General features: G+C 54.3%; 13 protein-coding genes, 1 tRNA gene and 1 pseudogene. 2 read left to right on the top strand and 13 right to left on the bottom strand.

The window, feature by feature from the left end; all coding sequences use genetic code 11:
* Positions 1-31 precede the first annotated feature (31 nt).
* The 4 genes and pseudogenes from AB8996_RS03650 to AB8996_RS03635 all read right to left on the bottom strand — a co-directional run.
* Positions 32-907 (bottom strand): annotated as a pseudogene (locus tag AB8996_RS03650) (stage III sporulation protein AA); the annotation flags it as partial.
* Positions 908-1,023: 116 nt separating this feature from the next.
* The gene (locus tag AB8996_RS03645) at positions 1,024-1,440 is read right to left on the bottom strand and encodes a bis(5'-nucleosyl)-tetraphosphatase (RefSeq protein ID WP_369297613.1); all 417 of its coding nucleotides are present in this window, start codon (positions 1,438-1,440) and stop codon (positions 1,024-1,026) included.
* A gap of 77 nt (positions 1,441-1,517) precedes the next feature.
* Positions 1,518-2,561 carry an aldose epimerase family protein gene (locus AB8996_RS03640; RefSeq protein WP_369297612.1) on the bottom strand — a complete coding sequence of 348 codons (1,044 nt, stop codon included), beginning with the start codon at positions 2,559-2,561 and terminating at the stop codon, positions 1,518-1,520.
* Between the two features lie 3 nt (positions 2,562-2,564).
* Positions 2,565-3,524 (bottom strand): ROK family protein, encoded by a 960-nt coding sequence (locus tag AB8996_RS03635; protein WP_369297611.1) that lies wholly within the window; start codon positions 3,522-3,524, stop codon positions 2,565-2,567.
* A gap of 170 nt (positions 3,525-3,694) precedes the next feature.
* Here AB8996_RS03635 and AB8996_RS03630 point away from each other — a divergent pair.
* Positions 3,695-3,781, top strand: a tRNA-Leu gene (locus AB8996_RS03630).
* A 478-nt stretch (positions 3,782-4,259) separates the two neighbouring features.
* On the opposite strand, the gene AB8996_RS03625 is transcribed toward AB8996_RS03630, so the two are convergent.
* Positions 4,260-5,729 (bottom strand): FAD-dependent oxidoreductase, encoded by a 1,470-nt coding sequence (locus AB8996_RS03625; RefSeq protein WP_369297610.1) that lies wholly within the window; start codon positions 5,727-5,729, stop codon positions 4,260-4,262.
* A gap of 174 nt (positions 5,730-5,903) precedes the next feature.
* Here AB8996_RS03625 and AB8996_RS03620 point away from each other — a divergent pair, with 174 nt between their 5' ends.
* Complete coding sequence (locus AB8996_RS03620; protein ID WP_369297609.1) at positions 5,904-6,437, top strand: helix-turn-helix domain-containing protein; 534 nt, start codon at positions 5,904-5,906, stop codon at positions 6,435-6,437.
* A gap of 69 nt (positions 6,438-6,506) precedes the next feature.
* Here AB8996_RS03620 and AB8996_RS03615 read toward each other — a convergent pair whose 3' ends face one another.
* The 8 genes from AB8996_RS03615 to AB8996_RS03580 form a co-directional block, all read right to left on the bottom strand.
* Positions 6,507-7,478: a sugar phosphate isomerase/epimerase family protein gene (locus AB8996_RS03615; protein WP_369297608.1), complete on the bottom strand. Its 972-nt coding sequence runs from the start codon at positions 7,476-7,478 to the stop codon at positions 6,507-6,509.
* A 229-nt stretch (positions 7,479-7,707) separates the two neighbouring features.
* A complete protein-coding gene (gene leuD / locus AB8996_RS03610) occupies positions 7,708-8,196 on the bottom strand; it encodes a 3-isopropylmalate dehydratase small subunit (RefSeq protein WP_369297607.1) in 489 nt (162 codons plus the stop codon).
* A gap of 18 nt (positions 8,197-8,214) precedes the next feature.
* Positions 8,215-8,940 (bottom strand): DUF3788 family protein, encoded by a 726-nt coding sequence (locus AB8996_RS03605; RefSeq protein ID WP_369297606.1) that lies wholly within the window; start codon positions 8,938-8,940, stop codon positions 8,215-8,217.
* A gap of 25 nt (positions 8,941-8,965) precedes the next feature.
* On the bottom strand, positions 8,966-9,316 hold the full coding sequence (locus AB8996_RS03600; RefSeq protein WP_369297605.1) for an inorganic pyrophosphatase: 351 nt from the start codon (positions 9,314-9,316) through the stop codon (positions 8,966-8,968).
* Positions 9,317-9,346: 30 nt separating this feature from the next.
* Positions 9,347-9,922 (bottom strand): hypothetical protein, encoded by a 576-nt coding sequence (locus AB8996_RS03595; protein WP_369297604.1) that lies wholly within the window; start codon positions 9,920-9,922, stop codon positions 9,347-9,349.
* A 13-nt stretch (positions 9,923-9,935) separates the two neighbouring features.
* Positions 9,936-11,195, bottom strand: a complete 1,260-nt coding sequence (leuC, locus tag AB8996_RS03590; RefSeq protein WP_369297603.1) for a 3-isopropylmalate dehydratase large subunit — start codon at positions 11,193-11,195, stop codon at positions 9,936-9,938.
* A gap of 30 nt (positions 11,196-11,225) precedes the next feature.
* Positions 11,226-12,794, bottom strand: coding sequence for a citramalate synthase (gene cimA / locus AB8996_RS03585; protein ID WP_369297602.1), 1,569 nt, complete (start codon positions 12,792-12,794; stop codon positions 11,226-11,228).
* Positions 12,795-12,797: 3 nt separating this feature from the next.
* The gene (locus AB8996_RS03580; RefSeq protein ID WP_369297601.1) at positions 12,798-13,565 is read right to left on the bottom strand and encodes a hypothetical protein; all 768 of its coding nucleotides are present in this window, start codon (positions 13,563-13,565) and stop codon (positions 12,798-12,800) included.
* Positions 13,566-13,584: the final 19 nt, after the last annotated feature.

Genomic DNA, 13,584 nt, shown 5'->3' with positions numbered 1-13,584 from the left:
CTGCTTGTCTCATTTCCATACAGCTGATCTCTCCGGGGTTTTCTCGTCCGGCAAGGGAAACCACCGTTCCAAACGCACCTGTTTCCAGCAGGCTTTTGCATAGCGGGCGGCGCTGGAGGTCTTCTTTCCTGCCGTGAACAGAAGCAAGGAGCGGCACCCCTGCAAAGACAGACTGCTTTACCGCGTCCAGATCATCGGTGGAAAGCTCATCGCAGACGAGAAATTCCGGGGACAGCATTCGCAATGCGACATCGAAAGCCTTTGCTTTAGGGCAGCCCCGTATCACATCGGCGCAGGGACCCAGATCAAAGCCGCCCTCGATCTCTCCCCGCTCGTCTAGCACAGCAACCCGCCGGGATGGAGAAAATTTTCCTGTGGATAAGGAACGGGCAATATCCCGCAGCAGGGTGGTCTTGCCGCTGCTTGGCTCTCCCAATAAGAGCACGCCACGGGTCAAATCCACACTGTCCAGAAACAGCCTGTCCCCGCAGCCCCTTACTTCTCTGGGGATACGAAACACCATGGCGGAGATATCCCGGAAGCCCTTTACCCCTTCTTGATCTGTCACCGCTGTCCCGCAAATACCTACACGGTATTGGGACTGCACCAGCACATAGCCGTTTTGAATTTCCCGCTCGTGGCTAAATACGGAGTGGGCGCATATCTTCACGAAAATTTCCTGCATTTCCTCTTGGGAAACACACAGCAGGTCGTCTGTCAAAGCACGGGTAACACCGCCGGAACCCCGGAGAAAAAACACGCCCTCCCTGCCGCAGACAGACAGGGGCTGTCCCGCTTTCAGGTGGATATCAAACGCCTGCTCCCGAATTTCAGCCGGGACCTGCAACAGCTTATTTCCATATAGCGGGATATACCGTGCCAGCTCATCATACTGAACCGTGTCCATGCTCTCACTCCTTTGCTTCATATCTATGGAGACAAGCCGGGAAATAGAACCGCAAAAAAGCAGGACAGGGAACGCTGCCGCTCCTTGTCCTGCTTTTTCCTGATTTTGATATTAACTCAGGCTTTTTTCTCCTGATATTTCAGAAAGGCTCTCAATACGCCCTTGTCGTTGCCGAATGTTGTGCGTTTCACCGCCTGCTCGGCTTTTTCCCAGCGAATATCCACCACTTCGCCTTCCTGCGCCGCCACCTCTGCGTCCGGCTGAGCCTTCGCCGAAAAATAGACCACGTCCTTCATCACATTGGGCATGGGTGAAAAAGTTACAGTCTTCCGAAAGCCTGTGTCCAGCTCCACCTGAAGGCCCGTTTCCTCCCGGATCTCCCGGAGCGCGGTCTCCGCTTCGGTTTCATGGTTTTCCACATGCCCTTTCGGGAACGCCCAGTGACCGCCATTTTTATGGCGGATCAGCAAAATCTCCATTTCGTCTCCTGCGTTTCGGTACACCACCGCTCCGCAGGATTTTTCTTTTTTCATGTGCTTTTCTCCTTTTCCGATTCTTTTCCCGAAAGCAGCAGAGAGTCCGCAGGTATTGCGAACCCTCTGTCGTTGTTTTATTTTGCAGAAAAACGATACACCGTCCTGGTGGAGAACGGTTCCCCCGGCTGCAGGAAGCGGAAAGGGAACTCTGGGTGGTTCACCGAATCCGGGTAAAACTGCGTTTCCAGGCAAAATGCGGTATGGGGCTGCATGGGTTTCCCGTCTTTCCCCACTAATCCCTCCACGGAATTAAAGGTGTACAGCTGTACGCCGGGCATATCGGAATAGACCTCCATCAGCCGCCCGCTGTCCGGCTCATAGGCTTCTCCATGCTTGCGGAAGCCCTCGCCGTCCACACAAAAATTGTGGTCGAACCCGCCGCAGAGCTGGATCAGGTGGTCTTCCGCAAACATATCCTGCCCCAGCGGCTTTCCCGTTGTAAAGTCTAAGGGCGTGCCCTTTACAGGCTGCAAAGTGCCATCGGGGATCAGATCGTCGGACACGTTGGTAACAGCGCCGGCATATAACGTCAACTGGGTGTCGAGGACTGTTTTCTGCGGATCGCCTGACAGGTTGAAGAAGGAATGATTGGTGGGGTTAAAGGGCGTTTCTTTGTCGCTGACCCCCTGATATTCCAACACCAGCTCGTTGTCCTTTGTGAGGGTGTAGGTCACCGTCATTTTCAGCGTGCCCGGATAGCCCTCGTCACCGTCGGGACTGGTATGGGTAAAAACGATGCTGGGTTCTTTCCCATCTTGAGGTTGAGCGTTCCAGAGAATTTGATGATATCCTCCGGGTCCGCCATGCAGCGTATTCCTGCCGTCGTTTTTCGACAGATAGCAGGTCGTGCCGTTCAGGGTAAATTCCGCGTTGCCGATACGGTTCGCGTATCTGCCCACAAAGGCGCCCTGATAATTTGCCCCGAAATATTCCTCCAGCGTACGGTGCCCCAGCACCACGTCGCCGAAATCGCCGTTTTTGTCTTTCGTCAAAAGGCTGATGATACGGCAACCGTAATTGGTCGTTTTCAGCGTCATGCCATCGGCATTTTTCAGGGTGAAAGCAGTCACTTCACGCCCGTCGGGCAGCCTGCCGAAGCTTTCTGTCTGCAAGGACATGGCTTATTCCCCCATCATGCCCAGCAGGGCGGCGCCGATGATACCCGCGTCATTGCCAAGCTCAGCACGGCAAACGACCGTCTTCTTCGCGGAATTCATGGCATACTGCTGCTTCTCCACAAAAGCGCGGACAGGAGCAAGCAGGGTTTCCCGCTCGTTGGAAATGCCGCCGCCGATGCAGAGAATGTCAGGCTGGAAAATGTTTATCATATCCACAATGCCTTCGCTGAGATACAAGATATACTCGTCCACGATCTTCTGACCAATGGGGTCGCCCTTGCGCATAGCGTCAAAAGCAGTGCGTCCGTTAACGCGGTCGATATCTCCCTCCACCAATGTCCACAAAGGGGAATCCTTGGGAGCATCCGCCATGTATTCCTTGGTGGTCTTGATCAGCCCGGTAGCGGAAGCGTAGGTTTCCCAGCAGCCATGGCGCCCGCAGGTGCAGGGACGGCCGTTCACCACGATGACGGTATGCCCCAGCTCGGCGCCGGCAAAGTTGCTGCCGGAATAAATTTTGCCGTCAATGATAACGCCGCCGCCAACGCCAGTGCCTAGGGTGATGGCGATCGCGTCGTTGGCGCCCTTCAAGGCGCCTGCCATGTACTCACCGAATGCAGCGGCATTGGCGTCATTTTCCATGATGACTTTCTTGCCGCTCAGACGGTCGGACAGCATCTGCACCATGGGGGTGTTGCGGAAGGGCAGGTTATTGGCAAATTCGATGATTCCCGTAGCGCGGTTCACCGTGCCGGGAGAGCCGACGCCGATCCACGGAACATCGTCCAGGGTCAAACCTGCGCTCTGCAAAGCGGCTCTGGCGGTTTCCGCCATGGCGTCCGCCACCTGCTCTGCGGTGTCCACCTGAGTTTTGGCGGAAGCGCGGGCGATGATCTGATGGTTCTCATCGACGATGCCGACGGCGATATTGGTGCCGCCCAAGTCGATTCCAAGATAATACATAACGATAACTCCTTCAAATAGTATTTTCGGGTCTCCCCAATCTGATTCTCAGTATACTATATTTGTCCCACAAAAGTAAACGCTTTCTGTAAAATTTTCACCGATTTTTTTCAAAACCATTCTCTTGATTTTGTTTTCTTTGTATGCTAAAATGAACTGGTTATTGAAAAGCCGCTATGGCGGAACTGGCAGACGCAAGGGACTTAAAATCCCTCGGTGGCAACACCGTACCGGTTCGACCCCGGTTAGCGGCACCACGTCGCGGCGAATCCTTGTGATTCGCCGCGATTTTTATTCAAAAATCACGGCTTCATCGTTCGGATTGCCGCTCCTCCCCGCGAAAGATCACGCTCCCATCGGCTAAATCCTTGCAAGCGCGGATTTTTAACGCCGATTTGGTCGCTACCAATCTTTCACGGTTATAAGGGCAAGGAATATCTATTTTGTGGCAGAAACCGGGGGCGAACCAGTTGGGGTGCTGATTTCCGGTGGAGATCGTCCAGCGCTGTTCTCATCTGTCGCTTCAGTCGGTGTAGGACAAGCCCCACCGGGGCTTTGCACCCGAGCCGACAGGCGAGACCTGACCGTTGGGCAGAGTGCCTTGTCGGCAAGGTTCATCACGCCGCAGGCGAATTTGCGGCGATTTTCTTTCGTTCCCGCGCCTAAGATATCCACTGACAGCATATGCAAAAGCGGAATACCTTTTTGGGTACTCCGCTTTTATTGAAAAAATTTCTATTTTCCCTTGACGATTTCCTCTCGATGGGAAAGGTCGGTCTGCGCAGGGTCGTCCAACAAATTGCCGTGGAAGTCGAACCGGGAGCCGTGGCAGGGGCAGTCCCAGCTTTTTTCATCATTGTTCCATTCCAGCTGACAGCCCAAATGCGGGCAGCGAACGGAAACCAGATATACCGCGCCGGTTTCGTCTTTATATGCGCCGCGCTTTTTCCCACAATAGCGGATCACCGCGCCCTGCCCTGGCGGCAGCCAGTCAAACTCTTTTCCGGGGAAATAGAGAATTTCCTTAAAAAGCCCTTTGCCGCTTTCCAGCACATCTTTCCCGAGGTTTTTCCAAGCGGGCAGGACGGGCAGCCTGCCTGGAAAGAAAATGCTGCTGTTCTGGGAATGCTCCCCGGTGATTTCCTCGCCGATCTGCCGGGCTGCCACCATCGCGCCCGTCATGCCCCATTTGCCAAAGCCGGTCGCCACGTACCAGTTTGGGCGGGTGTGGGAGAACCGCCCGATATAGGGAACGCCGTCCGATGTGATACAATCCTGCGCGGAATAGGCGGCTGTCACGCGGCAGCCCCGCCAAAGCTCCTCCGCCTTTCCCCGCAAAGTATCATAGGCGGAAAGCTGGGGGCTTTTCCCGGTTCTGTGGCTGCCGCCGCCCAGCAAAAGCTGTTTCCCCACACTGCGCATGGAAAGCCCGCCGGAGTCGATGCCGTAATACATTCCAGACAGCTCCTGGGCGTTTTCCAGCGCCAGCACATAGCTGCGCTCCTGATGCATTCTGGCAAAATAGAAACCGGGAAAATTCTGGAAAGGAAAATGGGACGCAAACACCACGTTCCGGGCAGAAACCGTGCCCCGCTTTGTGAGAACTTCGTGCTTTTTCACCTGTTCCACCAGCGTGTGCTCGTAAACCGGGACCTGCCGGGAAACCGCAGACAGGAATTTCAGCGGGTGGAACTGCGCCTGAGAAGAAAACCGCAGCCCATTGGCATATTTCACGGGGATCCCCTCGATTTTGCAAAGCTCCGCGTCGATCCCCAAACGGCGGGCGGCGGCACATTCCAGCCGAAGCTCCTCCTCCCTCTGCTGTGTATATAGAAAAGCCGGGACAGGCTCGAACATACAGTCGATATTTAACTCCCGAACAATATTTCCGTATTCCTGAATGGCAGTTTCATTTTTGCGGGCATATTCCCTCGCCTTGCTTTCCCCGAACCGTTTCAGCAAACGGTGATAGCACAACCCATGCTGTGACGTAATTTTCGCGGTGGTGTTCCCTGTCTGCCCGCTTCCCACCTGATCCGCCTCCAATACCACTGCTTCTACCCCTCTCTTTCTCAGCTCATATGCAATGAGTATCCCTGCCATGCCGCCGCCGATGACTGCCGTGTCCACGGTGATATTCCCCGGCAATGGAGCGCGGTCGGGCATCTGCTCTGTTTTTCTCCAGATAGATTCCATCTGTATCATCACTTTCCTCTCTTTACCCGGTAAAAAGGTCAGAAACAAAACTTTTTCCATCTTTATTCTGCCGGGAAAAGCAGCGGCTATTCCTTCGCCCGGCACGTTATTGCCCGGAACAGGGACAGCTTGTATAATAAGAGCAGGATATATCCAGAAAATTGAGAAAAGAAGGAGCCTATCATGTCAGCAAATCCGAATAAAGTGGGACAGCAGATACTGTCCCTGCGAAAGCTCAAAGGCATCACCCAGCAGGAGCTGGGCGAACGGCTTCACGTATCGTTTCAATCCGTCAGTAAATGGGAGCGCGGGGAAACTCTTCCCGACACCGCTATTCTGCCCGATCTGGCTGAAACCCTGGAAACCACCATTGACAATCTGTTAAACGGGGGCGAGCGGACCATGAAATACAACCGCCGGGTATCCATGGCTCAGGTAAAAGAGGGCGTGGAATGCTTTGAAAGGATCGGAGAGCTTTTGGGAAAAGACAGCTATTTCTATCTGGGCGCCATGGAAGGCGTGGATCAAAAAATGAACATCGAAATGGAAAAATACCTTTCTCAACCCTATACCCGTGAGGCAATGATCGCTGAAGCCGCGATTCAGTGCATGATGAACGGGGCGTATATCGACATCACAGATATCCAGAAGAGCTTTTCCTTTGAACACTGGCGAAATAACGTGACGGAGCAGGCGAAGAAATACGGCATAAAATAACGGCGGTAAAGCAATAATACGCAAAAAAGGACTTCCCGATTGGGAAGCCCTTTTACGTTCTATTCTAAATCATACCCAATGCTGACCAGTAGCGCGGTCCTCAAAGGTGATGGCGCGCTTCAAGATGTCGCAGGCCTTGACCAGACCCTCGTTCTGGCTCATCAGGATATCCTCATGCTCGATGGAGAGCACATAGTCGTAACCCACCAGGCGGAGCTGGGAAACAAAGTCCTTCCAGAACAGCTCATCGTGACCGTAGCCGATGCTGCGGAACACCCAGGTACGATTAAGGGGATCGCCATAGGTCCTGTAATCCAGCGTGCCGTCGATGGGCGCGTTGAACGGGTCGATCTTGGTATCCTTGGCGTGTACGTGGAAGATAGCGTCGCCGCCCAGATCACGGATCGCCGCCAGAGGATCGATCCCCTGCCAGAACAGATGGCTGGGGTCAAAGTTGGCGCCGATTTCAGGACCGACAGCGGCACGGAGCTTCTTCAGGGTGTAGGGGTTGTACACGCAGAAGCCCTGATGCATTTCCAGAGCGATCTTGTTTACCCCGTGGGACTTGGCAAAAGCCACGAAATCCTTCCAGTAGGGGATCAGGACCTCGTTCCACTGCCATTCGGCAACCTCCTGGAACTCGTTGGGCCATGCGCAAACCACCCAGTTGGGGTTCTTGGACTCGGGGCAGTCGCCGGGACAGCCGGAGAAGGTATTGATCTGATGGATCCCCATTTTTTCCGCCATAAGGACAGCGTCGTGCAGGTCGTCGTCAAACTGCTTTGCAAGCTCCTTGTTGGGGTGGATCGGGTTGGCATGGCAGCTCAGCGCGCTGACCTCCAAGCCGGACTCCTTGATAGTGTTCATAAACTCCTGGAACTTGGCTTCGTCGTGGAGCAGGATTTTCGGGTCGCAGTGATCCTTTCCGGGATAACCGCCGCAGCCCAGCTCTACCATCTGCGCGCCCAGGGACTTAAAATACGGCAGCGCCTCCTTCAGGGGGGTCCCGCCGATCACATTGGTAAGTACACCCAATTTCATAAGAAACACTCCTTCGCATATCGGGTTGGTAAAAAATTGCCCAAACCCGGAATTGTATTTGGCTATATTATACAGAACGCAGCGAAAAAAAGCAATCCCAATTTTGGAAAATTTCTTCGCCTTTTCAGGCGTTCCGCAGCTTAAAAAAACCGCTGAAACCAGAGCCGCTCCTTGAGACATCAGGCTTTGCCGCACGACAGTCCGCCTTGCGCAGCGGCGCATATGCGCTTTATGCCTTTTTTATAATGGATTCCAGCAGCCCGCCGCTTGCGATGATATTCTTGATAAAGGGCGGGAACGGGTGCGCCTGATAGGTCTTCCCGGTGGTCTCATCGGTGATGACGCCGGAATCAAAATCAACGGAAACAACGTCTCCGGCAGAGATACCCTCCGCCGCTTCCGGGCATTCCAGAATGGGCAGACCGATATTGATGGAATTGCGATAGAAAATTCTGGCAAAGGTGGCGGCGATCACGCAGGAGACCCCGGAAGCCTTCAGCGCGATGGGAGCGTGCTCCCGGGAAGAACCGCAGCCGAAATTCTTCAGGGCTACCACAATATCGCCGGGCTTTACTTTCTTCACAAAATCCTTGTCAATATCCTCCATGCAGTGAGCGGCAAGCTCACTGTGAGAGGCGGTGTTCAAATACCGGGCAGGGATAATCACATCGGTATTCACATCGTCTCCATACTTGTGTACTGTTCCTTTTGCGTTCATATTTTCTCTTCCTTTCTTTCAGTCGGTTTCATATTGATACGGTACATACGGCAAAATACCCCATGTGATCTCCTCGGCGCTGTGCACCTGCGTATGCGGCATGGAAAGGTGGTCTGAGGTAGTGGCGCGAAGACATGGGTGCTCGGTGCAACCGCTGCATTTGGCAAGCTGCTTTTCCACTGCGCAGGATTTGGCAAAACAGGGCTCCTCCTTACAATGACAGCTGTCGCTGTCGCAGCCGCCGCAGCGCATGGACCAGTCCGTAATTCCATACATTTGGGTCAACGGAGGGATCATTGCTTTCCGCCGACCTTCGTCCTGCTCCACATAGTGCACGCACAAATCACAGCGCTGTCCGCATTGCGCATAAATCGCCCCTTCTTTGGAAAAGGGCTTGCGGTTTGGCTTTTTCTTTATCATTATCAACGGCTCAAGCTCTTTCGCCTGCTCCAAAGTGGAAACTTCAAATATCATCCATTTCCCGTCATGATAAGTTTTTGAACTGTCGTATATTCTCTGCACGGTCGATGAAAATTCCTGCCGCCGGGATTCAAAAACCTCCCGCTCTTTTTTCCCATAAATCAGGAGGACATCGAACCGATCTTCCTTGATATAGAGGGAAAGTATCGTCTTTTTTCCCTGCTTGAACTTCAATTCGTCCTTGCCGTCCCCCACTTCGTCCAATTGGTATTTCCCCCGCATGAACACCATGAGCCGATGACCTGCCTGTTCCAGTTCAGTCATACCAAATTTTCCCCTTCCCTTTCTATCACATTCTGATCTCAGTATGATAGTATTGCTCCTGAAAATGGACGGCTTTGGCGATTTCTTCTTTCGTGAAGGTGACGCCTTCCGGGGCAAGCACCCATTTTTCCTCCACATCGTCAAAGCGGTGGATCACGGCGATCAGCGTTCCCGTAAATTCCGTAAGCGGTTCGTCTACTCCCAGAACGTAAGCGTCCTGCTCCTCGCCGTCCGGGGCGAATAAGCCGGGCACATAGCCGTAATTGATGGGATAGATCAGACCGGGGTGCTTCGGGTGCTCCGTCCCTATGGGACGGTCCATTTTGATCGTGACAGTTTCACCCAATGTTATATTCTCCGCTTCATTTTCATTCATAGCGATTGTACTCCCCTCAGAGATTTGATCTCATTTGACCCTATGGCGCAAAGCAGAATCAGACAACTCCAGCACGGGAACCTGCTGGGAGCGGAGCAGATTCTCGATTTTCTGCAGATCGCTTTCGGGAATATCGTTGCGGTCAATCAGGATATATGCATTGTCTAATCTCTCCAGAAAAAGGTAGTTATCCCCGGTTCCCCAACAACGGAAGGAGTTCCATGGTGTCAATGATTTTTCAAAAACGGAGGATTCCGCCACTCCGTCCTCCCGAAATTCAACATGACTCATGGTGGAAAGCAGAAAAGCATTCTTCTTTTGAGTGGCACGGAGAACCCGCCGCCTCTGATTGGCTGGCACGAAAATACACATCAGAAGAAACAGCAGCCCCAGACAGCCCATGACAGGAGCTGTCCAGTATGTTCCAATGCCATGATTCCAAAATAGCAGGGAATAAAAAACAGCAAGCAGAAAGCCCAGAGCCGCACCCAACCCATAAATCAACATTCCTCGCCGCCGCGCCTTTTTGAATTCCGATTGTCGTAGCGTCAACGTCGCAAGAAAATCCATATCCTGAGGTTTCATTGTCCAATCGTAGGAAACCATCGAGATTCCTCCCTTACAGCTTCTCCGGGTCGGTGAGGTAGCCTGTCACGGCGCTGGCGGCGGCGACTGCCGGGGACGCCAGGACCACTTCGGAATCGGGGTGTCCCATACGCCCCACAAAATTGCGGTTCGTGGTGGAGACAGAACGCTCCCCCTCCGCCAGAATGCCCATATAGCCGCCAAGGCAGGGACCGCAGGTAGGCGTGCTGAACACAGCGCCCGCTTCAATGAATATCTCCGCGATCCCTTCGCGAATGCACTGCAGGTACACGTTCTGGGTGGCTGGAATCACGATACAGCGCACGCCCTTTGCCACCTTTCTGCCCTTGAGAATAGCGGCGGCGGCGCGCATATCCTCGATCCTGCCGTTGGTGCAGGAACCGATCACGCTCTGGTCGATTTTTACATCGCTCACTTCGTCGATAGTCCTTGTGTTTTCCGGCAGATGGGGCATGGAAACGGTGGGACGCAGTGTGGCAAGGTCTATTTCCACCACGCGGGTATATTCCGCGCCGGGGTCGGCTTCATAGATGGAAATGCTGCCCTGATAACGGTCCCTGCAATATTCCAGCGTCTTGTCGTCCACAGGGAAAATCCCGTTCTTCGCGCCGGCTTCAATTGCCATATTGGCAATGGTAAAGCGCTCGTCCATGGAGAGAGAAGAACAGCCCTCGCCGATAAATTCCAGAGACTGGTACAGCGCGCCGTCCACGCCGATTTTTCCAATCAGGTGAAGGATCACATCTTTGCCGCTGGCATAGCCCTGAAGCTTATTTTTCAAAACTACCTGGATCGCGGAGGGAACCTTGAACCACGCTTTGCCGGACATCAGCCCCGCCGCCATATCCGTGGAGCCCACGCCGGTGGAAAAAGCGCCCAGCGCCCCGTAAGTGCAGGTGTGGGAATCCGCGCCGATGACGCAGTCGCCGGGACCGACCAGACCCTTTTCCGGCAATAGGGCGTGCTCAATGCCCATTTCGCCCACATCAAAGAAATTCACAATGTCGTACTTATTGGCAAACTGCCGGGTCTGCTTGCATTGCTGAGCTGCCTTGATGTCCTTGTTGGGCACAAAGTGATCCAGCACCAGCGCGATCTTGCTGCGGTCGAACACGGAAGTGGCGCCGGCGCGCTCAAACTCATTGATCGCCACCGGGGACGTGATATCGTTGCCCAATACCAAATCCAAATTGCACTCGATCAGCTGTCCCGCCTCTACGCTGGGAAGCCCGGCGTGTGCCGCCAAAATTTTCTGGGTCATTGTCATTGCCATATGGTTTTCCTCCTGTTTTTTGAAAATCTGTCAGGTTGCTTCTTTCAGCAGTAAATATTCCATGGAATCTGTCAGTGCCCGCCAACTGGCGGCTACCACGTCTTCGGAAACCCCGACGGTGGTAAAGGTCTCCCTGCCGTCCGTGGAGGTGATAAGCACCCGGACGCGAGCCGCCGTGGCGCTTTTGCTGTCCAGCACGCGGACCTTGTAATCGGTAAGCTTTACATGGGAAAGGGTGGGATAGAACACCTCCAGCGCCTTGCGAAGCGCCTTATCCAGCGCGTTGACGGGACCGTTCCCCTCCGCCGCCGTCAATTGCAGCTCGTCCCCTACCTGCACCTTGACGGTGGCGCTTGCGCCGCAGTCCCGGTCGCTGCCGTAATCGGTATAGATGTGATAATAGAGCAGGTGGAAAAAAGGCGGGTAAGGCTTCAATTGCTTACGCACCAGCAGCTCAAAGGAAGCGTCCGCCCCCTCAAACTGGTATCCCTCGGCTTCCAGCGTTTTCAGCTCCTGCAAAATCGCCAGCGCCTGTTCGGTGGAAATTTCCTGCTCCGGGAACACCCGGCGTATTTTTTCCAGAATCACCGCCCTGCCGGAAATTTCCGATGCGGGGAACCGCCGGAAGTTGCCAACGGACAGCGGGTCGATATGCTCAAAAGACCGGGAATCCTTCAGCACGCCGGCAGCGTGCATTCCTGCCTTATGGGAAAAAGCGTTTTCTCCCACATAGGGCAGCGTTGCCGGGGTATCCAGATTTGCCGCCGCAGCCAGCTCCCTGACCCCGTGGGACAGAAGCGGCAGGCATTCCGGGGGCACGCAGGGGATCCCCAGCTTTAACTGCAAATTGGGGATCACGGCAGAAAGGTTGGCGTTACCACAGCGTTCGCCAAAGCCCAGCATGGTGCCCTGCACCTGGGACGCGCCAGCCTTTACGGCGGCAATACTGTTGGCGGTTGCCAGTCCGCAGTCATCGTGGAAATGAACGCCCACGGGAACAGGCAGCAGGGAAACCACCTCACGTACCACCGCTGCCGCGTCCTCCGGGAAAGTGCCGCCGTTGGTATCGCAAAGGCATACCAGATCGGCTCCGCCGCGAACGGCTGCCTGCAGCGCGGAAAATGCAAAGGCTTTATCGTCCTTCCAGCCGTCAAAGAAATGCTCCGCGTCAAAGATGACCTCTTTGCCGTGAGCCTTCAAAAAGCGGCAGCTTTCCTCTATCATCAGGAGGTTTTCTTCCACCGTGGTTTCCAGCACGGTAAAAACGTGGAACTTCCAGCACTTGCCGAACACCGCGCAGCAGGAGGTTCCCGCTTCCAGCAGGGAAAGGAGGTTCTCGTCCTCCTCCAGCTTTGTGTGCTTTCTTCTGGTGCTGCCAAAGGCGACCAGCCTTGCGTGGCGCAGGGGCAGCTTTCCCCCGCGCTGGAAAAATTCTTTATCCTTTGGGTTTGAGCCGGGGTTCCCCGCCTCGATATATGACACGCCCAGGGAATCCAGCGCCCGGACTGCCAGCAGCTTATCCTCCAATGAAAAAGCAATGCCGCTGCCCTGCGCGCCGTCCCGCAGGGTAGAATCAAAAATCGTTATCTTACGACCCATGGCTCACTCCTCTGCGCCGGGCAGCTCCCCGGTCAAAAGCCGCTGGTAAAAGGCAAGGCAGTCCTGATAATATTCCATGTCTTTTTTGTCCTTTTCGATGGAAGTTCCCTCCGCCGCGCGTATGGAGACCCGCAGCTGCTGATACAGCTGCTGCAAGCCGTCGCTGTCAAAGGCATCAACGTCCTTTGTCACGGGAACGAAAGAATCCAGCGCCTTGAAATCGCTCCAGGGGCGCATGGCGTTTTCATAATCTGTGGCGTCCTCCGGCATGGGAGAACCGTCCGTATACTGGAAGTAGCCGCTGAAATCGGCTTCCATAAAGGCAAAGGCTTCCTCATTGTGGAGGAAAATCATGCTTTCGTTGGTCAGGGTATCTCCCGCAAACCGGGCGACAGCCGCCTGCTGCTGCTGCAAAGCGTCCGAGGTGGAGGGAACGGTGGTGGAAAACACATAGCCTACTATTTCGACTACCGTTTTCCCGTCGCCGTTGCGGTCGTCCGCGTATTGGGACAGCACCCGCTCCAGCTCTTCCCTGCCGTTTTCCGGCATGGTATACGAAGTCATAAGCCCAACGGTATAGTCCGGCTTCGTTCCGCCGAACATGGAATACAGGATACTGCCGACCACCGCCGCCAGCAGCACAATAGCGATCAGCGGTCCCTTGTGGTAATACCACCAGTTTTTTCTTTTCTCCTGCGGGGAGTCTGCTTTGATCTCATTTGCATGGATCGTGTCTTCTCCTGCGTTGACCAGATATCCTTCTCTTGCCATTGCACATCGCCTTTCTAAA

The sequence above is a fragment of the uncultured Neglectibacter sp. genome (assembly GCA_937958185.1).
Classification (GTDB): domain Bacteria; phylum Bacillota; class Clostridia; order Oscillospirales; family Acutalibacteraceae; genus Acutalibacter.
This window is presented reverse-complemented; position numbering and strand designations above follow the sequence as displayed.

Coding starts and splice junctions, on each gene's coding strand:
- leuD (WP_369297607.1), bottom strand. CDS start 8,196: ATGAACGCAAAAGGAACAGTACACAAGTATGGAGACGATGTGAATACC.
- AB8996_RS03635 (WP_369297611.1), bottom strand. CDS start 3,524: ATGTATTATCTTGGAATCGACTTGGGCGGCACCAATATCGCCGTCGGC.
- AB8996_RS03640 (WP_369297612.1), bottom strand. CDS start 2,561: ATGTCCTTGCAGACAGAAAGCTTCGGCAGGCTGCCCGACGGGCGTGAA.
- leuC (WP_369297603.1), bottom strand. CDS start 11,195: ATGGCAATGACAATGACCCAGAAAATTTTGGCGGCACACGCCGGGCTT.
- AB8996_RS03600 (WP_369297605.1), bottom strand. CDS start 9,316: ATGAATGAAAATGAAGCGGAGAATATAACATTGGGTGAAACTGTCACG.
- AB8996_RS03595 (WP_369297604.1), bottom strand. CDS start 9,922: ATGGTTTCCTACGATTGGACAATGAAACCTCAGGATATGGATTTTCTT.
- AB8996_RS03580 (WP_369297601.1), bottom strand. CDS start 13,565: ATGGCAAGAGAAGGATATCTGGTCAACGCAGGAGAAGACACGATCCAT.
- AB8996_RS03625 (WP_369297610.1), bottom strand. CDS start 5,729: ATGATACAGATGGAATCTATCTGGAGAAAAACAGAGCAGATGCCCGAC.
- AB8996_RS03620 (WP_369297609.1), top strand. CDS start 5,904: ATGTCAGCAAATCCGAATAAAGTGGGACAGCAGATACTGTCCCTGCGA.
- AB8996_RS03605 (WP_369297606.1), bottom strand. CDS start 8,940: ATGACTGAACTGGAACAGGCAGGTCATCGGCTCATGGTGTTCATGCGG.
- AB8996_RS03645 (WP_369297613.1), bottom strand. CDS start 1,440: ATGAAAAAAGAAAAATCCTGCGGAGCGGTGGTGTACCGAAACGCAGGA.
- cimA (WP_369297602.1), bottom strand. CDS start 12,794: ATGGGTCGTAAGATAACGATTTTTGATTCTACCCTGCGGGACGGCGCG.
- AB8996_RS03615 (WP_369297608.1), bottom strand. CDS start 7,478: ATGAAATTGGGTGTACTTACCAATGTGATCGGCGGGACCCCCCTGAAG.